The organism is Nocardiopsis camelliae (assembly GCF_028993595.1).
Lineage (GTDB): Bacteria > Actinomycetota > Actinomycetes > Streptosporangiales > Streptosporangiaceae > Nocardiopsis > Nocardiopsis dassonvillei.
The window spans coordinates 348,089-364,441 of record NZ_CP118614.1; the positions used below are offsets into that span (position 1 = coordinate 348,089).

Consider the following 16,353-nt stretch of genomic DNA (forward strand, 5'->3'; position numbering starts at 1 on the left):
TGTCGGGCGCGTTCGGCGCCCCTGAGAGGGCCGTGCGCCGGACAGGGGAGCGCACGGACGGGTACGTGTGCGGAGCGGGCTCCGCGGGCGGCAGCCGAGGGCTCAGCGGCTCCGCTGACCGAGAGGTCTCAGAGTCGGCCGTGCGGCCTCAGGCCGCGACCGTGTGGTTGATGACGCTGCCGTGGCCGTAGACCGGCTCGGGCCCCTGCGCGAAGGGGTTGAGGAGCTCCGCGGCGCCGACGGGGTCGCTCGCGGGATGCGAGACCGGGCCGCCGTGGAACAGGTCGTTCCAGAAGAAGCGGCCGTCGCGACACCAGACGTTGACGTCCCGCTGGACCGAGACGACGGCCAGCTCGGAGCTGCCCGACCAGTAGAACTGGCGGGGGGTCACGGAGGCGAGCTCGCCCAGGAGTGCCGTGATCGCGCGCTGGGCGCAGAAGGCGTGGCGGGGCTTGTGCTTGATTCGCCTGGCGAGGGCCGATTTCGCCCGGGAGGCCCGGGGGTTGTTCAGGCGCCAGTGACTCAAGGTCGTCTCCAGTGGTCTAGGTTGCCGCGGTGCCGTGTTCGCTTGTGCGGCCACGTCGCCGCGGTTCGAGGTGCTCCGCCTCAGGTGGCCTTGGCGGGTTCCCTCCACAAAGTTGGTGAGGCGTGAACGATGTCGTTACCTCGTAGTTATTCTTTGCGCTCCGGATGCTAGCAGCAACTGACCCCTCGTAGTCGAGGCTTCTAGAAGTGACCAATATCACATTTAACGAATGTGTCTCGACTTCACCAAACCAAGAACCAGCAGCTCAGGGCATGTATTCCGAACGCCTGGCCGTTTTTTGGGCGTCGCGGAAAGCCTGTCCGTTTGTGTGGGAGATGTCGCCAGTGTCACTCGTTGCGGCGACTCTTGGCGTGTTTGTCGTGACTCTGCGCGACTTCGTGCAGGTTACGGGCCCTTGACCCGGTCAAACCCCGGCTTTGCCGTCCGCGCCCCTTCCCGACATGCCGGTGTTCCCGTCGGTTTTGCCCACGCTTTCACCCCGGTGTAAGGGCTGGTCCCGTATGTGGAGGACACTGGAACGGTCGTACGAAACGGAGAGAAGCCGCCCAGTGACACAGACCGAGACATCCGGTGACCGGACTACCGCACGGGAGGGCGTCGTGGCCTCCGAACCCGCTGGCGGCGCCAGGGCCTGGCTCGTGTGGGGCGTCGCCGTGGGCGGGTACTTCCTGGCGATGCTGCACCGCAACGGTCTGGGTGTGGCCGCCCTGGAGGCCCAGGCCCGCTTCGACGTCGGACCGGCTCTGCTGTCCCTCCTGCCGATGCTGCAACTCCTGGTGTACGTGGTCCTCCAGGTGCCCACGGGGCTGCTGGCCGACCGGCTCGGCCCCCGCTACACGCTCGTCATGGGCATGGCGGCGATGACGGTCGGCGCGTGCCTGTTCGCGCTCGCCCCCGGTATAGAGGTGGCGGTGGCCGGACGGTTCCTCATCGGCCTCGGCGACGCCCTGGTCTTCCTCAACGTCATCCGGCTGGCGGCCCTGTGGTTCCCGCGTTCGCGCTACGCCCTCGTCAGCGGGCTCACCGGCGTGGTCGGCGGAACGGGGCAGGTGGCCAGCGCCGCGCCGATGGCCTGGGCCCTGGAGGGCTTCGGCTGGGTGGCCGCCTTCCTGGCCACCACGGCCCTGACCGCGCTGATGGCCCTGCTGATGCTGGTGGTCGTGCGCGACCGCCCGGCCGGGGCGGCGGGCCGCTCCACGGTCGCCGACCCGATCTCGGTGTGGGCCGCGCTCAAGGAGGCGCTGCGCTCGCGCGGCCCGCAGATCGGTATGGCCCACCACGCGGCCGTCATGGCCCCGTTCACGATGATGATGGTGCTGTGGGGCTACCCGTTCCTCGTGGGCGGCCTGGGGCTGCCCGAGGACACCGCCGCCCTCACCCTCACCGCCCTGGCCGCGGGCGGGCTGTGGATGGCTCCGCTCGCGGGCGTCGTGATCGGGCGCAGACCCGGCGTGCGCCGGTGGCTGGGGCTCACCCTGAGCACGGTGCTGAGCCTGGGCTGGCTGCTGCTGGTGGCGTGGCCCGGCGGAACCCCGGTGGCAGTGGGGCTGACGGTGCTCGCGGTGAGCGCGATCGGGCAGACCCTGGCGCCGACGGTCTCCTTCGACTTCGCGCGCGACGGCATCCCCGCCAGCCGGACCGGCGTCGCCTCCGGCCTGGTGAACATGAGCGGGTTCACGACCGCTGTGGTGTGCACGGTGGCGGCGGGCGCGCTGCTCCAGGCGCTGCCGGAGGGCCCCGAGGCCTACCAGTTGGCGTTCGTCCCGATGGCCGTCGCCACGGTGTGCGCGACCGCGGCGCTGTACTACTTCGTCCTGCGCCGTCCCCGGGTCTGACTCTCGGGTCAGTACACCCAGGGCCCCGTCTCGCGCGCGTGCGTGTGCGCGCGTGGAGAAGAGGAGCGGCGTCCCCGGTTCACGGGGCCGAAAACTTTCGGGGGACGGGGGCGTTCGTACGCGTGGAGGCCGGTCCCAGGACCGGCCTCCGCCGTGTGTACGGCCCCGTACGTGCGCGGGGGCGAGGACGAACCGCCTTCCCGGCGGGCGCTGCGGGCCCCGCGCGCGTGCGCGCGGGGACAAGGGGAGAAAAAGGGCGTGCGCGCCTCTTGTGCCGTCCGGGGCCGCGTGGGATTTTCTCTGTCATGAGGTGGAGTCCCGAACGGTCCAGGGAGATGTTCGCGCGGAGCCGCGTCGCCAGGCTGGCCACGGTGGGCGAGCACGGGCAGCCCCATCTGGTGCCCGTGGTGTTCGCGGCCTACGGCGACACGATCGCGATCCCCGTGGACCACAAGCCCAAGACCACGTACCGGCTCAGGCGGCTGCTCGACATCGAGGGCAACCCCCGGGTGTCGCTGCTCGCGGACGAGTACTCCGACGACTGGGACCGGCTGTGGTGGGTCCGCGCGGACGGTGAGGCGCTGGTCCTGCACGACGGCCCGGCCTGGACGGAGGCCCGCGACAGGCTGGTCGAGCGCTATCCCCAGTACCGGGACACGCCGCCCGAGGAGGCGATCATCCTGGTGGAGGTCCGCCACTGGTCCGGGTGGTCGGTCGCGGAGGAACCCGACGCGGAGACCGGTGCGGAGCCCGGCACGTCGGAACACTGACGACGCGCCGCAACAGTGGCGGCGCGGGGCGCTGGGGCGCGATGCGCGTGCGCTCGGCGGCGGTCCCGCTTCCTGCGCCGCCGTCGGCCGCCGACGGTAGTGCCGGAGTGCCGGAAACGGGGCCACCCCCTGAGCGGGGGAACCGCCGCGCACGGCCCGTGGGGTGGCGCCGGGGCGGGCCGGAGCCACCCGGCGGACCGCGGCGGCGGGTTCCGGGTGCGGGCGCGGGTCAGCCCGCGCGCCAGGTGGCGTCCTGGAGCGCGCCCCCGGCCTGCGGGCCCATCAGGGAGAGCCCGCCGTCCACGAACAGCGAGGCGCCGGTGACGTAGGACGCCTCCGGCTTGGCGAGGAAGGCCACGGCCTCCGCCACCTCGTAGGCGTGGCCCGGCCGGGGCAGCGGGTACCCGGCGCGCGAGTCCAGCGCGGGCTCCTCCTCGTGCTGCCCGGTCATGGGCGTGGCGATCTCGCCGGGCGCCACCGCGTTCACGGTGATGCCGTACAGGCCCAGTTCCAGGGCCAGGACGCGGGTGAGCAGCTTCAGACCGCCCTTGGCGGTGCAGTAGGCGCCCGCGGTCACCCGCGGGAACTCCTCGTGCACGCTGGTGATGTTGACGATGCGGCCGCCGCGACCGGCTTCGCGCATGTGCGCGGCCGCGATCTTCGAGCACAGGAAGGGCGCGTCCAGGTCCACGGACAGGACCTCGCGCCAGCGCTCGTAGCTGGTCTCCAGCAGGTGCTCCCCGGAGCCGGTGCCCGCGTTGTTGACCAGGACGCCGATGCCGCCGAGGTCCTCGATCAGCTCGGCGACGGCCTCCGAGCCCCGCACGGGGTCGGAGAGGTCGTGCTGGCGAACGGACACCCGGCGGCCGGTCTCGCGGATCTCGGCCTCCGTGCGGTGCACGCCCTCCGCGTCGCTGTGGAAGGTGACGCCGACGTCGAAGCCCTGCTGCGCGAGGCGGATCGCCGTCGCCCGGCCGATTCCGCTGTCCGCGCCCGTCACCACCGCCACGCGGTCGTAGTCGTCGAACTCCCCTGCTCCCTCGACGCGGTCGTCGCTTGCCATGCTCTGCCCCCTTCCGTGCGCCCCCGGCGGCGCACGCGCTCGGGTGAGCGGCTACCCAGCGCCACCCCCCGTACACGTGATGCCGGAGCCGCTGGTGCGGAGCGGAGGTGTCCAAAAGCGCGGGTCCCGTACAGGTGGGGCCCGTGGCGCGGGTGCCCCACCCGACCGCCCGCGAAAACCGGTTGACCTGCACCGGGAAGTCCGTAGGGTCGGCCCGTGACGACGAGGCAGGGCCTGCTCAGGGCCTATGACGAACAGATGCGGGGCGTACCCCGCACCCTCCCCGCCGGGGTCCTGGCGGAACGGGACGGCCCGGTGACGCGGCTGGTCGGCCAGCGCAGGGGACTCGTCTGCGCGCCGCCCGACACGGGCTTGCGCGGGGCCGAGCTGGACCGGCTGATCCTCCGCCAGCGCGACCGCTTCGCGGAGCGCGGGGAGTCCGTGGAGTGGAAGACCCACGGGCACGACCTTCCGGCGGACCTGCCCGACCGCCTCCGCGCGGCGGGGTTCGTGCCCGAGGAGCGCGAGACCGTCCTGGTCGGCCGGACCGAGGCGGTCGCCACCGCGTCCGCCCCGCCCGCCGGGGTCGTGCTGCGCAGGGTGGCCGAGACGGCGGACCTGTGCCGGATCGCCGACATGGAGTCCCGGGTGTGGGGCGAGGACTGGGGCTGGCTGGCCGACGAGCTGGCCGCCCGGATCGCCGCCGACCCGGAGGGGACCGTCGTCATGACCGCCGAGGCCGGGGCGGAGGTGGTGTCCGCCGCGTGGCTGGTGTTCCACGAGGGAACGGACTTCGCCGGGCTCTGGGGCGGTTCCACGCTGCCCGACTGGCGGGGCCGGGGAATCTACCGGGCGCTGGTGTCCGCCCGCGCCCGGATCGCCGCCGCACGAGGGGCCCGCCACCTCCAGGTGGACGCCTCCGACGACAGCGCGCCGATCCTGCGCCGCCTGGGCTTCGAGGAGGTGACCACGACGACCCCCTACGTGTGGTCCCCGCCGGAGGCGGGATGACCGGAGGGCGGGGCGGCCCGGTGGTCGGCCCCGCCCTCTCACTGGGTCCGACGTGGTTAGAAGGCGGACTCGGGGACGTCCATCAGGTTCACCGTCACGCCCTCGGCGACACGACCTCCAAGTGATATCCTTAGATATCACTTGGAGGTGGTCCCATGGCCGACGTGCTTATTCGAAACGTGCCGGAAGACGTCCTGGAAGTCATCGACGCGGACGCCAGGAGACAGGGGCTGTCGCGTAGCGAGTACCTGAGACGCTCACTGGAGCGGACAGCGCACGCCTCCGGCGGTGCGGTGACCGTGGACGATCTGGCGCGCTTCTCCGAAGCCTTCTCCGACCTCGCCGATCCTGAGGTCATGAAACGGGCGTGGGAATGATGTGGCTCATCGACAAATCCGCGTTCGTACGACTGGCGGCGAGCCCCGACGCACAGGAGTGGGCCACGCGGATCGAACGCGGCATGGTGCGTATATCCACGGTGACCCGTCTGGAGGTCGGGTTCTCCGCTAGAACCGGCGGCGAGTTGCGCAACTTCCTCGGACGGCCACCGCTCGCGGTGATGCCCGTCGAGTACGTCACGCCAGCGATGGAGGACCGAGCCGTCGAGGTCCAGGCGATGCTCGCGGACCGGGGGCAGCACAGAGCTCCGGGCATCCCCGACCTCCTCATCGCGGCGGTGGCCGAACTCGCCGGGCTCACCCTCCTCCACCTCGACAAGGACTTCGAGCTGATCGCGGAGATCACGGGGCAACCGGTGGAGCGGCTGAGAACGGTCTGACCCAGGTATCCGCCGGAGGGGTGACGGAAGGGCGGGGCGGCCCGGTGGCCGCCCCGCCCTCTCACTGGGTCCGACGTGGTTAGAAGGCGGACTCGGGGACGTCCATCAGGTCCACCGTCACGCCCTCGGCGATGCGGCGCTCGGCGGCGATGCGCGGCAGGAACTGCTCGGCGAAGAAGCGCGCGGCGGCGATCTTGCCGGTGTAGAAGTCCTTGTCCTCGTCGCTGGCGCCGTCGATGCTGTTGAGGGCCACCTCCGCCTGGCGCAGCAGCAGCCAGGACAGGACGACGTCACCGAAGGCCATGAGCAGGCGGGTGGAGTTCAGGCCCACCTTGTACAGCTCGCGCGCGTCCTCGGCGGAGCCCATGGCGTGGCCGACCATCAGCTCGACGATCTTCTCGACGTTCTCGGCCGCCTCCAGGAGCAGCGCGCGCTCCTGCTTGAGCTGGCCGTTGCCCGCGTCGCTCTGCGCGAAGGCCTTGATCTCCCCGGCCAGCTTGCCCAGAGCCTGGCCGCCGTTCTTCACGATCTTGCGGAAGAAGAAGTCCTGGGCCTGGATCGCGGTGGTGCCCTCGTAGAGGGTGTCGATCTTGGCGTCCCGGATGTACTGCTCGATCGGGTACTCCTGGAGGAACCCGGAGCCGCCCAGGGTCTGGAGGGACTCGGCCAGCAGCGCGTAGGAGCGCTCGGAGCCCACGCCCTTGACGATCGGCAGCAGGAGGTCGTTCATGGCCTCCAGCTCAGCGGCGTCCTGGCCCGTGCGGTGCGCGATCTGGATCGCGTCCTGCTGGGTGGCGGTGTAGATCACCAGGGCGCGCATGGCCTCCACGTAGGACTTCTGCGTCATGAGGCTGCGGCGCACGTCCGGGTGGTGGGTGATGGTCACCTTGGGGGAGTCCTTGCCCGCGGCCAGGTCGTTGCCCTGCACGCGCTCCTTGGCGTACTCCAGGGCGTTGAGGTAGCCGGTGGACAGGGTGGCGATCGCCTTCGTCCCGACCATCATGCGCGCGTACTCGATGACGAGGAACATCTGGCGGATGCCGTCGTGCTTGTCGCCCACGAGGTAGCCGATGGCGGGGTGCTTGTCGCCGAAGGTCAGCTCACAGGTGGTGGAGGCCTTGAGGCCCATCTTGTGCTCGACGTTGGTGACGTAGGCGCCGTTGCGCTCGCCGGGCGAGCCGTCCTCGTTGATGAGGTACTTGGGGACCAGGAAGAGCGAGAGGCCCTTGGTGCCGGGGCCGGCGCCCTCGGGGCGAGCCAGCACCAGGTGGAAGATGTTCTCGGTCATGTCCTGCTCAGCCGAGGTGATGAAGCGCTTCACGCCCTCGATGTGCCAGGTGCCGTCACCCTGGTCCACGGCCTTGGTGCGGCCCGCGCCGACGTCCGACCCGGCGTCCGGCTCGGTGAGGACCATGGTGGCGCCCCAGCCGCGCTCGATGGCCAGCTCGGCGAACCGCTTCTGCTCCTCGTTGCCCTCCGAGTGGAGGATGCTCGCGAAGCCGGGTCCGGCCGAGTACATGTGCACGGCGGGGTTGGAGCCGAGGACCAGTTCGGCGGCGGACCAGACCAGGGAGCGGGGGGCGCCCAGGCCGCCCAGCTCCTGGGGCAGGTCGAGGTTGTACCAGCCGGCGTCCATGTAGGCCTTGTAGGACTTCTTCAGGCTCTCGGGGACCGCGACGGTGTTCGTCTTCGGGTCGAAGACCGGGGGGTTGCGGTCCGCGTCCTCGAAGGACTCCGCGATGACGCCCGTGGCGAGGCGGTTGACCTCGTCCAGGATCGTGCGGGCGGTCTCCTCGTCCAGCTCCTCGAAGGGGGCCTGTCCCAGGACGTCCTGGCGCCTGAAGACCTCGAAGAGGTTGAACTCGATGTCGCGAAGGTTGCTCTTGTAATGCGTCATGGACAGCTCCGCTGTGTCCCTGGCCGCGGTGTCTGTACACGCGGATCTACCGACTAGTAACAAGTCAATGTTACTACCCAGTAGCGACCGGCGCCAGTGGGAGGGAGGGAGTTGTGTCCCAGGGGATACCAAAAGGAGGGGCGAGTTTTCGTGAGGCGCGCTGAACGGGCTGTTCGCGGGCTCGCGCGGGGCGGGGAGGCGCTGGCCCGGGCCTCCCCGCCCCGCCCGGAATCCGGCCTCAGTCGATGAGGACGTAGGGGCGCGTGGCGGGCGGAGCGCCGCCCGGGGGGACGGCGAAGGCGGCCCACACGTGGGTGCCCAGGTCGGCCCAGGGTGCGAGGCGGAAGTGTCCCCAGGCTGTGGACAGGTTCTCCACGAGCAGCAGCCCGCGCTGGCCCTCGGCCCAGCTCCACTCGTCCTCCGTCCGCTCCTCCGGGACGGCCGGGGTTCCGCCGCCTCCGCCGCAGTCGCTCACCGAGAACCGGAGCGTTCGCGCGTCGGGCATCGACAGTGCGCGGACGACCTCGCCGTCCCTCTTGCCTGAGTCCGTGTACTTGACGGAGTTCGCGAACAGCTCGCTGGCGCACAGCCGCACGGTTTCGACGAGGTCGCCGTCGAAACCGGCCAGGTCGGCCGCGAGGTCGGCGCGGACCCGCGCGAGCTGGTCCAGCGCTCCCGGGTAGACGCGGTGCTCCCAGCGGACGAGGGGGCGCGGAACCTTGGGCGTGGTCAGGAAGATCATGCCGGGACCGCCTGTCGGCGGTGCTCCGCGCGGGGCTGAGGTGCCTGCCGTGCTCGCTGCGTCCGCTCGGCTCGTTGCTGCTGCTGGTCGAGCCAGACGCGGGCGAGCCGGGTGAACGCGCGCCAGTCCTCGGGGTCCTCGCACGCGGGGGACGGAGGGCGGGGGGCGGGTGCCGGGGGCGGTCCGGGCTCGAAGGCCTGCACGGGGACCCGGGTGAGGGCCGGGGCGGGAACCCTCGTCGGGACAGGGCTAGGGACAGGGGCCGGGACGGGGCCGGTCGCCAGGAGGTCGCCGGAGAACGGGGTGTTCGTGCCGGGCCGCTGGTCGAGGCGGATGGTCACCTCGCGCCGGACCCGCGCGGCTCCGGGTTCGCGGGTTCCTGCGCGGGCCTCTGCGCGGGCCTGTTCTCGGGCCGCGTAGTAGGGGCGGACCAGGGCGATGTCGTCGGCGGGGAAGCGTGTGCTCGGCGGGGCCAGACGGGGCGTGGGAACAGGGACGGGAGCGGCGACGGGAGCGAGGCCGGGAACGGAGCAGGGAGCGGCGGGGTGCCCGGGGCGCTCGGGGCGTTCGGGAGCCCGGTCGGTTCGTGCGGGAGGCGCGGTGGCCTCGACCGGAACGCGGACTTGGGCGGGAACCGGGACGTAGCGGCGGACCCGGGTGGAGCGGCGGCGACGGCCGCCGGTGGCGGAGTGGCGTCCGCACGGGGGCGCGAAGAGGGCCTTGACCATGCCGAGGGCACGGATCAGGGCCGCAGCGCTAAACTGGCGCATGCTGGCAATTTCCTTGTCTCAAAGGGTGGTTGTTGCTGGCCACGGCCCCGGACGGTGAGTAACCGTCGCGGGGTCATTGCGTGGATGGAGTTGTGTGTCCGGTGCCAGATTAAGGGCAGGGGAGGAGTGGATGCGAACTTTTCTGCGAACTACTCCAGGGTAATTTCGGGTTGACGGCATCGCCGCAGCTCAGGGTCCTGTAGGGGGGTTATTAGCTGGCTCCGCCGGGTTCACTTTGGTTGGTATCTAATGCCGCAACTGATGGCTTTTGTTGTGAATGTCCGGAATTATGTGGAGGCATAAAGAAGGAGCGGCACCACACGAGGAGTGCCGCTCCGTGGCTCCCGGTGGCTAGCCGAGGCTCTTGAGCGAGTCCACGAGCGCGGCCCACTCGGTGGCTGCGAACGACAGGTGTCCCAGCTCGCGGTTCTGCGTGTCTCGCACCGCCGTGGTGACGCCCTCGGTGACCTCGACACAGTTGGTGTCGGCGATGCTGTAGCTGCTCTTGTGCCATGAGGGTGCGGTTGGACAGAACTTCACCTGGTCCACATCGCCAGTGCTGTACGTGGATTCGTGCCGTGTTCCTTCAGGGGTCACTCGATTTCTCCTAGCACTTTCTTGATCAATGACTGTGTCTGATTGGGAGGTAGAGCCAGTCCCCGCAGATCACTCATCAAAGAGATGTACTGATCAACCATTCCGGTATCGGATATCACTCCTCCGATGGGTCCTGTCTCCAGGTAGAGGAGCGTTCCGGAATTCGGAACTTTCAGCAATATAACCCCGTTGTCCAAGCCCGGATGGTCCCAGGTGTCTGCGGGGATGACCAGAATCTCCATGCGGCTCTGGGCCGAGGCCTCCAGCAGGTATTCGAGCTGACCTCGCATCGTGTCAGGGCTTCCAATGCGTCGATGCAGCACGGTTTCATCCAAGACGACCGAGTAGAAGGGTGGGTTTTCGCGCTTCAGGAAATTTTGGCGCTCGCTCCTTTCTTCAACCTTCGCGTCTATGGCTTCTTGCTGTGCTGCCTTCTTGGGGGCCCTGATCGCAGCTCGCATGTAATCACGGGTTTGCAGAAGACCTGGGACGAGCAACGGGTGGTACTGCTGGATCTGCGTGGCCCGCTGCTCCACGAGTGGCAGTTCCTTGTACCAGTCAGGAGGCTTGTACCCCTCGTACTGGTCCTCCCACACGGAGACTAGCCGTTCCTCGCTGTTGAGCGCCTGACCGATTCGTTGTGCGGTGACCTTTTTGGCGGGCGTCTTGCCCAGTTCGATATCACTGACCGTCGCCTGGGATGCCGGGATCAGTCTTGCCAGTCTGGTCTGCGAAAACCCTGCCTGCTCGCGGATCCGACGTACCTCGGCACCGAACCTCTGAGCCTTCGGATCGACCTCGTTCGCCATGTATTGCTTTCTATCAGCCTGCTATCAGCCGCCAACGAGATTCACCGAGAAATTTCGGATATCCCAGAGGTCGGTAGCTGAAGAGGCCTTCTGGTGGGACTGTGACGACGGCCGAAGAAAAGTCCCGGCGGCTGTACTGACAACCCCGGGACCTGGTCCGGAACCCGTGCTTCTCACGACAACAGGTACGAACATGAACCAGGCTATCCCTCGTCAGTCCACCCCGGAAGGCGTTCCCGGCCGCCGAACGCTGACGCTCCAACCGCCCTGGCGGATGCGGTTCGAGGACTCCGACCGCTGCGGCATCGTCCTGGGCAGCGACCCCCGCCATGTCGGGATCGCCCGGGACTGGGCCTACCGCAACGCCCGCTCTCCGCGCCGTGCGGCCTTTCCGCTGGTGCTGGCCGTGAGCCTGCTGGTCACCAACGCGCAGCAGCACAGCCGGTCCGGCGACCCCGGCGGCACCGTCCGGGTCACGCTGCACCGCAAGCCCCACACCTACACCCTGACGGTCACCGACGACGGACCCCGGTCGGACCAGCCCATCCGCTTTCCGCGTCCGCGAAAGCCCACGGAACCGCTGGAGGCCACCGGCAACGGGCTGCTGATGCTGGACGAGCTGTCGGTGTCCTGGGACTGGACGGGCAACGCGGGCGAATCCCTGACGGTGCGCGCCCTCATCGATCGCGCCGGGCACCAGTGGACCGGGGCTCCCACCACCGAGGCCTGAGGAACGGCACTGCCTCGCGCCACGCCCACCCGCCGAACACGGAAAGCGCCTCATGCCCGACTACAGCTACCTCCTCGACGGCCGCCCCGACGTTTTCACCCCCGGCGAAGTCGCCCAACTGTTCAACATCCGCCCCCGCAGCCTCCACCGAGGCGACTGGGACCGCGTCCTCCGGCCCTTCCGCACGCCGGGCGGAGCACGCCGCTACCCCAAGGAGCACATCGCCGCCCTCCTGGTGCAGCCGGATGAATCCGCCCCCACCCCGTAGCGCCGCCACGAGCCGGTCCGCGCGTCCGCGACGGCCCGCCGACCTGGCTGAGAGCCCGTGGGAGACACGGGCTCAGCGGCGCGGCGAAAGCTCCCCGGTTCCGCGCGCACTGTCCGAGTGGAACTGGTGGAACCCCGTGCTGACCTGGTGCGGGGTATCCGAAGCAAGGAAGGAACTCCCTATGTCCTCCACGAACCTCTCGACACTGCTGGAGTCGCCCGACGGCGAGTCCCGCGCGCAGATCGCCCGCCTCGGTGACGCCTTCCCCCTGGACCCCTCGACGGCCGTCTTCGAAGCCAGCGACGAGCCTCCGACCGGGGTCCGGCCCTGGGGGCTGCGGCGCGCGATCACCCCGAAGCCGCGCCCCGAGGTGGCCGCAGCGGTGGACCGCTACGTCTACGACCCCGTGACCCAGCGGGGTGTCGATCGCCTCACCGGAGCACCGGCCGTGGGCAAGCGCTCCAGCGGTACCAAGGAGACCACGGGCGAACCCGACAGCGCGCGGCCGAGCACCGAGGAAACCACCACCGACTGATGACCTCCTCCGCAGCACGGAAGGCGGTGCTCGTCCTCACCCACACCGAGGACGCCACCGCCGACCCCGTGATCCACCACCTGTCCGAACGCGACGTGCCCGTCGTGCGTATGGACCCCGGCGACTTCCCCGCCTCGATGACGGTGGAGGCCGCCTTCGACGGGAACTGGCAAGGAGCGGTGCACGACGCCTTCCGCGGCGTGGACCTGGGATCGGTACGGGGCGTTTACTACCGGCGCCCCTCCCAGTTCACGTTGGCCGAGGGCATGTCCGGCCCCGATCAGCGCTGGGCCTACCGCGAGGCCCGCATGGGTTTCGGCGGTGTCCTCCTGGCGCTGGACTGCCTCTGGATCAACCAGCCGTCACGCATGAGCGTGGCCGAGTACAAGCCCGTCCAGTTGGCGACGGCGGCCAGGGTCGGGCTGAGGGTGCCGCGCACGATCATCACGAACGTGCCCGACCACGCCGCCGACTGGGCCGCCGGTATCTGCGGCCCCGTCGTGTACAAGCCGGTCGGCGGCGCGCTGCACGTCGAACAGGGTCGGACCCGGATCGTCTACGCCAGCGCCGTCGCCGCCGTGGAGGAACTCCGCGACCCCGCCGTGGGCCTGACCGCCCACTGTTTCCAGGAGTGGGTGGACAAGGCGTTCGAGGTCCGTCTGACCGTCGTGGGCCAGACGATGTTCGCCGTGGCCATCCACGCCCGGTCCCAGGCCGCGCACATCGACTGGCGCAGCGACTACGACGCCCACCGCTACGAGGTCGTCGTTATCCCCGACGACGTCCGCTCCGGCCTGGAGCGCTACATGCGCGCCTTCGGGCTCGTCTGCGGCGCTGCCGACTTCGTGGTCTCCCCCGGTGGTGCGTGGACCCTGCTGGAGGTCAACCCCAACGGCGAGTGGGGATGGCTCGCGGACCGCTGCGGTCTGCCCATCGGACAGAGCATTGCCGAACTACTGGAGAAAGGACAGATGTGACCGGAGTTGTGCACGAACCCTCGTCCGCACTCGTGGCCCGCCTGATCGAGGAGGGCGCGCTGGTGCTCGGCGACCGTCTCACCGAGGCGTTCCAACGCGTGGACCGGGGCGTGTTCGTCCCGGCCTTCGCCCTGCACGAGGAAACCCCGCAGGGCGCGCGCTACAGGCTCCTGTCCGGCGAGGACCCCGGCCAGCGTGAGGAGTGGGCCCGCCACGTCTACGCCGACGAGACGCTGACCATCGAGATCGCCGGAGAACCGGTGACCGACGCCCTGCCCGGGGGACGCGGTACCGGCCGGTGGACCAGCTCCTCCACGATGCCCAGCCTTATGGCGCGGATGCTCCACCAACTCGACCTGGACGGCGGCCCCCGCGTTCTGGAGGTCGGAGTCGGTTCGGGGTACAACGCGGCGATCCTGTGCGAGGTGCTGGGTTCGGACCGGGTCACGAGCATCGACATCTCACCGCGCCTGGTCTCCGACGCCGCCCGACGCCTCTCCGCCCTGGGATACACACCTGTCGTGGCCGAGTACGACGGACACAGGGGCTTTCCCGACCGCGCTTCGTACGACCGGATCGTCAGCACCACGGCCTTCACCCACGTTCCGCCGGAGTGGATCACGCAGGTAGTCCCGGGCGGGAGCATCCTCGTCAACATCGCGGGAGGCACCGGAGGCGCCATGCTCGGGCTCCGGGTGCGCGACGACCACACGGCGCAGGGGCGCTTCCTTCCGCAGTGGGCCGGGTTCATGCCCGCGCGGAGCAGCGTTCCCCGTCGGCGCGTCAGCGTGGACGACGCGGGGGAACGGAGCACGACCACGCTGAATCCGGCGCTCGTTCGCGGGGAACCGGCCATGGCGTTCCTCGCGCAACTGGCCACGACGGACGCCGACACCGTGGTCAGGACGGCCGTCACCGGAGCGGACTTCCTCTTCATGGAGGGCGCGGACGGGGCCTGGGCCGAGATCGACATGGACGCGGACGAGGGCCGCTACCCGGTGGTCCAGGGCGGTCCGCGCCGTCTGTGGACGCGGGTGGAGGAAGCGCAGCGGTGGTGGCTCGCCAACGGTCAGCCGGACTGGAGCGCCTTCGGCGTCACCGTCACGCCGGGGGACCAGCACGTGTGGTTCGGTTCGGCGGAGAGCGACCAGCGCTGGCCGCTGCCGCTCCCGTAGACAACGGCCTCCCTCCCGTTGGGGGAGGGGCCGATGTGCTCACCGCCGCCGCGCGGAGTCGGGAAACGGCTGTGGGCAAGCCGAAGGGGCGGTGCCCCCGTGCGGGAGCAGCGCCCCTTGGAACCCGGTCACCGGCTGTCCCGGTTCCCGGGGATCAGGCCTGGAACTCGGTGATCGTCTGTGCGATACCGTTCTCGACCTCGACTCCGGCCAGGACGACGGTCCCGTCCTTCAGTTCGGCCTCGAACTCCTCGATGCTGCACTCCACGGTCCCGGTCATGTCGTCGTTGGGGACCTCGGGCGCGCAAGTGTACAGGCCGCCGAGAATCTGGGTGTCCTCGGTGACGTAGAACGCCTGGTCGCCGACGATGTACTCGTACGGAGCCAGGTGCACGACCTCGCCGGAGAGGGTTCCGGTGAACCCGTCGGCGCTGGCCTCCACACCCTGGGTCTCGGCTCCTCCCTGCTCGGCGGCCGCCGCCGGGCTGAAGCCGGTGGCACCGAGGGTGAGCAGACCGGCGGAGAGAACGGCCAGCGCGCTGGTGCGGATGTCGCGATTCATCGCGTTCCTTTCCTTTGGGGAGCGGTGTGTGAATGGACTCGCCAGGGATTGGGGGATGAGTGCGTTATGTGACGGCATGCCCTCAGGTGGGCTGATCAAACACGGAGCTGGGATGTCGGAGAAAATCCCGGGAGTGCTGTAGTGGCATCAGTCCGGAGAGGTAGGAGGGTTTGCCGTCGAATTTCAAGGATTGATCGTGGCGGAGCGGTTTGTACTGTCCGGGTGAGGGAATGATGGCCTGTCGCCTGGTGGGCGTCGCTGTCTGTGCAGGCTGGCGCGACCCCAGGTGTTCCGTGTCCGGGAGGGTCCCTCGCCGCCTGTGTCCATGATCAATGACGGAAGTTAAATATCCCGTTAGGCATTGCCGGTTCCTCCGATTTATCCACGGCGAGGCGGGAGGCTCTTAGCGGAGGGCGCAGGAGTGGTTAAAAGCGTCCTGCTTTCCCTTGGATGCGCGTTCGGGCTCCGTGGTTCTCCCGTCCGGGGAAATACTCGGATTATCCGGGGTGGACTCCGTGAAATCCGCGCCGCCCGAACGGTCCCCGGCAGACCCCGGGCCGTCCCGCCGCCCGCCTCCCGCCTCCGTCTTCCGCTCCTGGCCCGTGCGCTCCCGGCGCGCTCGTATCCTCGGACCCGGACCCGTCACCCGAGGTGGAGAGCGACGACGCGATGCTGGAGATGCTGCCCGGACTCGTCCGGATCTACGAGGAGTGGGCGGAGCGGTACCCCGACGTGCAGCCGCTGACCATCCAGTTCGCGCCGGACGGCAAGTCGGACAAAGGCCTCGACGGGGTGCTCGCCTACCCCCTGGACGGCCAGTGGCTGCTGGTGTCCTTCGGACTGACCGAACTGGGGGAGAAGACCAGCGGGGAACCCCGCGTCTCCGGGTCGGGCTTCGAGTTCACCTGCCGCGTTCCGCGCGAGGACGGCGACGAGGCCGTGCCCGCCTGGATCCTGCGCGTCATGCACGCCCTGGCCGACCGCTTCGTCGCGGGCAGCGACCTGGACGTGGGCCACTGGATCGTCACCCCGTCCCCGCTCGGCGGCGAGCCCGCCAACGGCGACATGACCTCGCTGGTCATCGTCCCCGACACCGAGGTCCGCGCCATGGACACCCCGAACGGGATCGTCCTCTTCTTCCAGCTCGTCGGCCTGCTGGCCGAGGAGGGCGAGGCCATGCAGCGGGCGGGGACCGCCGCGCCGCTCGTCGCACTCCTGCGGGACCGCGACCCGAGGATGGTCACCGACCCCTCGCGCGAACCCGTCCGCCTCTGAGCCCGATGCCAG

The 16,353-nt window shown here is 69.8% G+C and carries 19 protein-coding genes; 11 read left to right on the top strand and 8 right to left on the bottom strand.

Features of this window, described 5'->3' with window-relative positions; all coding sequences use genetic code 11:
• Nucleotides 1–148: 148 nt before the first annotated feature.
• Nucleotides 149–526: a hypothetical protein gene (locus tag PV789_RS01680; protein ID WP_019609224.1), complete on the bottom strand. Its 378-nt coding sequence runs from the start codon at nt 524–526 to the stop codon at nt 149–151.
• Between the two features lie 569 nt (nt 527–1,095).
• Here PV789_RS01680 and PV789_RS01685 point away from each other — a divergent pair.
• Both PV789_RS01685 and PV789_RS01690 read left to right on the top strand, forming a co-directional pair.
• The gene (locus PV789_RS01685) at nt 1,096–2,382 is read left to right on the top strand and encodes an MFS transporter (protein ID WP_274975852.1); all 1,287 of its coding nucleotides are present in this window, start codon (nt 1,096–1,098) and stop codon (nt 2,380–2,382) included.
• A gap of 305 nt (nt 2,383–2,687) precedes the next feature.
• Nucleotides 2,688–3,152 carry a TIGR03668 family PPOX class F420-dependent oxidoreductase gene (locus tag PV789_RS01690; RefSeq protein WP_274975853.1) on the top strand — a complete coding sequence of 155 codons (465 nt, stop codon included), beginning with the start codon at nt 2,688–2,690 and terminating at the stop codon, nt 3,150–3,152.
• Nucleotides 3,153–3,381: 229 nt separating this feature from the next.
• Here the strand turns inward: PV789_RS01690 and PV789_RS01695 are convergent, their stop codons facing one another.
• Nucleotides 3,382–4,215 (bottom strand): SDR family oxidoreductase, encoded by an 834-nt coding sequence (locus PV789_RS01695; protein WP_274975854.1) that lies wholly within the window; start codon nt 4,213–4,215, stop codon nt 3,382–3,384.
• Nucleotides 4,216–4,431: 216 nt separating this feature from the next.
• On the opposite strand from PV789_RS01695, the gene PV789_RS01700 reads away from it, so the two are divergent.
• The 3 genes from PV789_RS01700 to PV789_RS01710 all read left to right on the top strand — a co-directional run bounded on the left by PV789_RS01700 (nt 4,432) and on the right by PV789_RS01710 (nt 6,004).
• On the top strand, nt 4,432–5,226 hold the full coding sequence (locus PV789_RS01700) for a GNAT family N-acetyltransferase (RefSeq protein WP_274975855.1): 795 nt from the start codon (nt 4,432–4,434) through the stop codon (nt 5,224–5,226).
• Nucleotides 5,227–5,381: 155 nt separating this feature from the next.
• Nucleotides 5,382–5,603 carry a type II toxin-antitoxin system VapB family antitoxin gene (gene vapB / locus PV789_RS01705; protein WP_017563380.1) on the top strand — a complete coding sequence of 74 codons (222 nt, stop codon included), beginning with the start codon at nt 5,382–5,384 and terminating at the stop codon, nt 5,601–5,603.
• Nucleotides 5,600–6,004, top strand: coding sequence for a PIN domain nuclease (locus PV789_RS01710; protein ID WP_274978016.1), 405 nt, complete (start codon nt 5,600–5,602; stop codon nt 6,002–6,004). Before vapB ends, PV789_RS01710 begins: the two co-directional genes overlap by 4 nt.
• 79 nt (nt 6,005–6,083) lie before the next feature.
• On the opposite strand, the gene PV789_RS01715 is transcribed toward PV789_RS01710, so the two are convergent.
• The 5 genes from PV789_RS01715 to PV789_RS01735 form a co-directional block, all read right to left on the bottom strand.
• Nucleotides 6,084–7,901 carry an acyl-CoA dehydrogenase gene (locus PV789_RS01715; protein ID WP_274975856.1) on the bottom strand — a complete coding sequence of 606 codons (1,818 nt, stop codon included), beginning with the start codon at nt 7,899–7,901 and terminating at the stop codon, nt 6,084–6,086.
• A 238-nt stretch (nt 7,902–8,139) separates the two neighbouring features.
• Nucleotides 8,140–8,643: an ATP-binding protein gene (locus PV789_RS01720; RefSeq protein WP_274975857.1), complete on the bottom strand. Its 504-nt coding sequence runs from the start codon at nt 8,641–8,643 to the stop codon at nt 8,140–8,142.
• On the bottom strand, nt 8,640–9,413 hold the full coding sequence (locus PV789_RS29790) for a hypothetical protein (protein ID WP_368045810.1): 774 nt from the start codon (nt 9,411–9,413) through the stop codon (nt 8,640–8,642). Before PV789_RS29790 ends, PV789_RS01720 begins: the two co-directional genes overlap by 4 nt.
• Before the next feature lie 351 nt (nt 9,414–9,764).
• Nucleotides 9,765–9,953, bottom strand: coding sequence for a DUF397 domain-containing protein (locus PV789_RS01730; RefSeq protein WP_368045811.1), 189 nt, complete (start codon nt 9,951–9,953; stop codon nt 9,765–9,767).
• A gap of 53 nt (nt 9,954–10,006) precedes the next feature.
• On the bottom strand, nt 10,007–10,819 hold the full coding sequence (locus PV789_RS01735; RefSeq protein WP_274975859.1) for a helix-turn-helix domain-containing protein: 813 nt from the start codon (nt 10,817–10,819) through the stop codon (nt 10,007–10,009).
• A 193-nt stretch (nt 10,820–11,012) separates the two neighbouring features.
• On the opposite strand from PV789_RS01735, the gene PV789_RS01740 reads away from it, so the two are divergent.
• From PV789_RS01740 to tgmC, 5 genes are all read left to right on the top strand, one after another.
• Nucleotides 11,013–11,549, top strand: coding sequence for an ATP-binding protein (locus tag PV789_RS01740; protein WP_274975860.1), 537 nt, complete (start codon nt 11,013–11,015; stop codon nt 11,547–11,549).
• A gap of 52 nt (nt 11,550–11,601) precedes the next feature.
• A complete protein-coding gene (locus tag PV789_RS01745) occupies nt 11,602–11,817 on the top strand; it encodes a hypothetical protein (protein ID WP_274975861.1) in 216 nt (71 codons plus the stop codon).
• A 181-nt stretch (nt 11,818–11,998) separates the two neighbouring features.
• Nucleotides 11,999–12,352, top strand: a complete 354-nt coding sequence (tgmA, locus tag PV789_RS01750) for a putative ATP-grasp-modified RiPP (RefSeq protein WP_274975862.1) — start codon at nt 11,999–12,001, stop codon at nt 12,350–12,352.
• Complete coding sequence (tgmB, locus tag PV789_RS01755) at nt 12,352–13,329, top strand: ATP-grasp ribosomal peptide maturase (RefSeq protein WP_274975863.1); 978 nt, start codon at nt 12,352–12,354, stop codon at nt 13,327–13,329. The genes tgmA and tgmB overlap by 1 nt, the downstream gene beginning before the upstream one ends.
• Complete coding sequence (gene tgmC, locus PV789_RS01760; protein ID WP_274975864.1) at nt 13,326–14,504, top strand: ATP-grasp peptide maturase system methyltransferase; 1,179 nt, start codon at nt 13,326–13,328, stop codon at nt 14,502–14,504. Before tgmB ends, tgmC begins: the two co-directional genes overlap by 4 nt.
• 154 nt (nt 14,505–14,658) lie before the next feature.
• On the opposite strand, the gene PV789_RS01765 is transcribed toward tgmC, so the two are convergent.
• Nucleotides 14,659–15,066: a hypothetical protein gene (locus PV789_RS01765; protein ID WP_274975865.1), complete on the bottom strand. Its 408-nt coding sequence runs from the start codon at nt 15,064–15,066 to the stop codon at nt 14,659–14,661.
• A 669-nt stretch (nt 15,067–15,735) separates the two neighbouring features.
• On the opposite strand from PV789_RS01765, the gene PV789_RS01770 reads away from it, so the two are divergent.
• Nucleotides 15,736–16,341, top strand: coding sequence for a suppressor of fused domain protein (locus PV789_RS01770; protein WP_274978017.1), 606 nt, complete (start codon nt 15,736–15,738; stop codon nt 16,339–16,341).
• Nucleotides 16,342–16,353 lie beyond the last annotated feature (12 nt).

Coding starts and splice junctions, on each gene's coding strand:
- PV789_RS01690 (WP_274975853.1), top strand. CDS start 2,688: ATGAGGTGGAGTCCCGAACGGTCCAGGGAGATGTTCGCGCGGAGCCGC.
- PV789_RS01695 (WP_274975854.1), bottom strand. CDS start 4,215: ATGGCAAGCGACGACCGCGTCGAGGGAGCAGGGGAGTTCGACGACTAC.
- vapB (WP_017563380.1), top strand. CDS start 5,382: ATGGCCGACGTGCTTATTCGAAACGTGCCGGAAGACGTCCTGGAAGTC.
- PV789_RS01710 (WP_274978016.1), top strand. CDS start 5,600: ATGATGTGGCTCATCGACAAATCCGCGTTCGTACGACTGGCGGCGAGC.
- PV789_RS01715 (WP_274975856.1), bottom strand. CDS start 7,901: ATGACGCATTACAAGAGCAACCTTCGCGACATCGAGTTCAACCTCTTC.
- PV789_RS01720 (WP_274975857.1), bottom strand. CDS start 8,643: ATGATCTTCCTGACCACGCCCAAGGTTCCGCGCCCCCTCGTCCGCTGG.
- PV789_RS29790 (WP_368045810.1), bottom strand. CDS start 9,413: ATGCGCCAGTTTAGCGCTGCGGCCCTGATCCGTGCCCTCGGCATGGTC.
- PV789_RS01735 (WP_274975859.1), bottom strand. CDS start 10,819: ATGGCGAACGAGGTCGATCCGAAGGCTCAGAGGTTCGGTGCCGAGGTA.
- PV789_RS01740 (WP_274975860.1), top strand. CDS start 11,013: ATGAACCAGGCTATCCCTCGTCAGTCCACCCCGGAAGGCGTTCCCGGC.
- PV789_RS01745 (WP_274975861.1), top strand. CDS start 11,602: ATGCCCGACTACAGCTACCTCCTCGACGGCCGCCCCGACGTTTTCACC.
- tgmA (WP_274975862.1), top strand. CDS start 11,999: ATGTCCTCCACGAACCTCTCGACACTGCTGGAGTCGCCCGACGGCGAG.
- tgmB (WP_274975863.1), top strand. CDS start 12,352: ATGACCTCCTCCGCAGCACGGAAGGCGGTGCTCGTCCTCACCCACACC.
- PV789_RS01765 (WP_274975865.1), bottom strand. CDS start 15,066: ATGAATCGCGACATCCGCACCAGCGCGCTGGCCGTTCTCTCCGCCGGT.
- PV789_RS01770 (WP_274978017.1), top strand. CDS start 15,736: ATGCTGGAGATGCTGCCCGGACTCGTCCGGATCTACGAGGAGTGGGCG.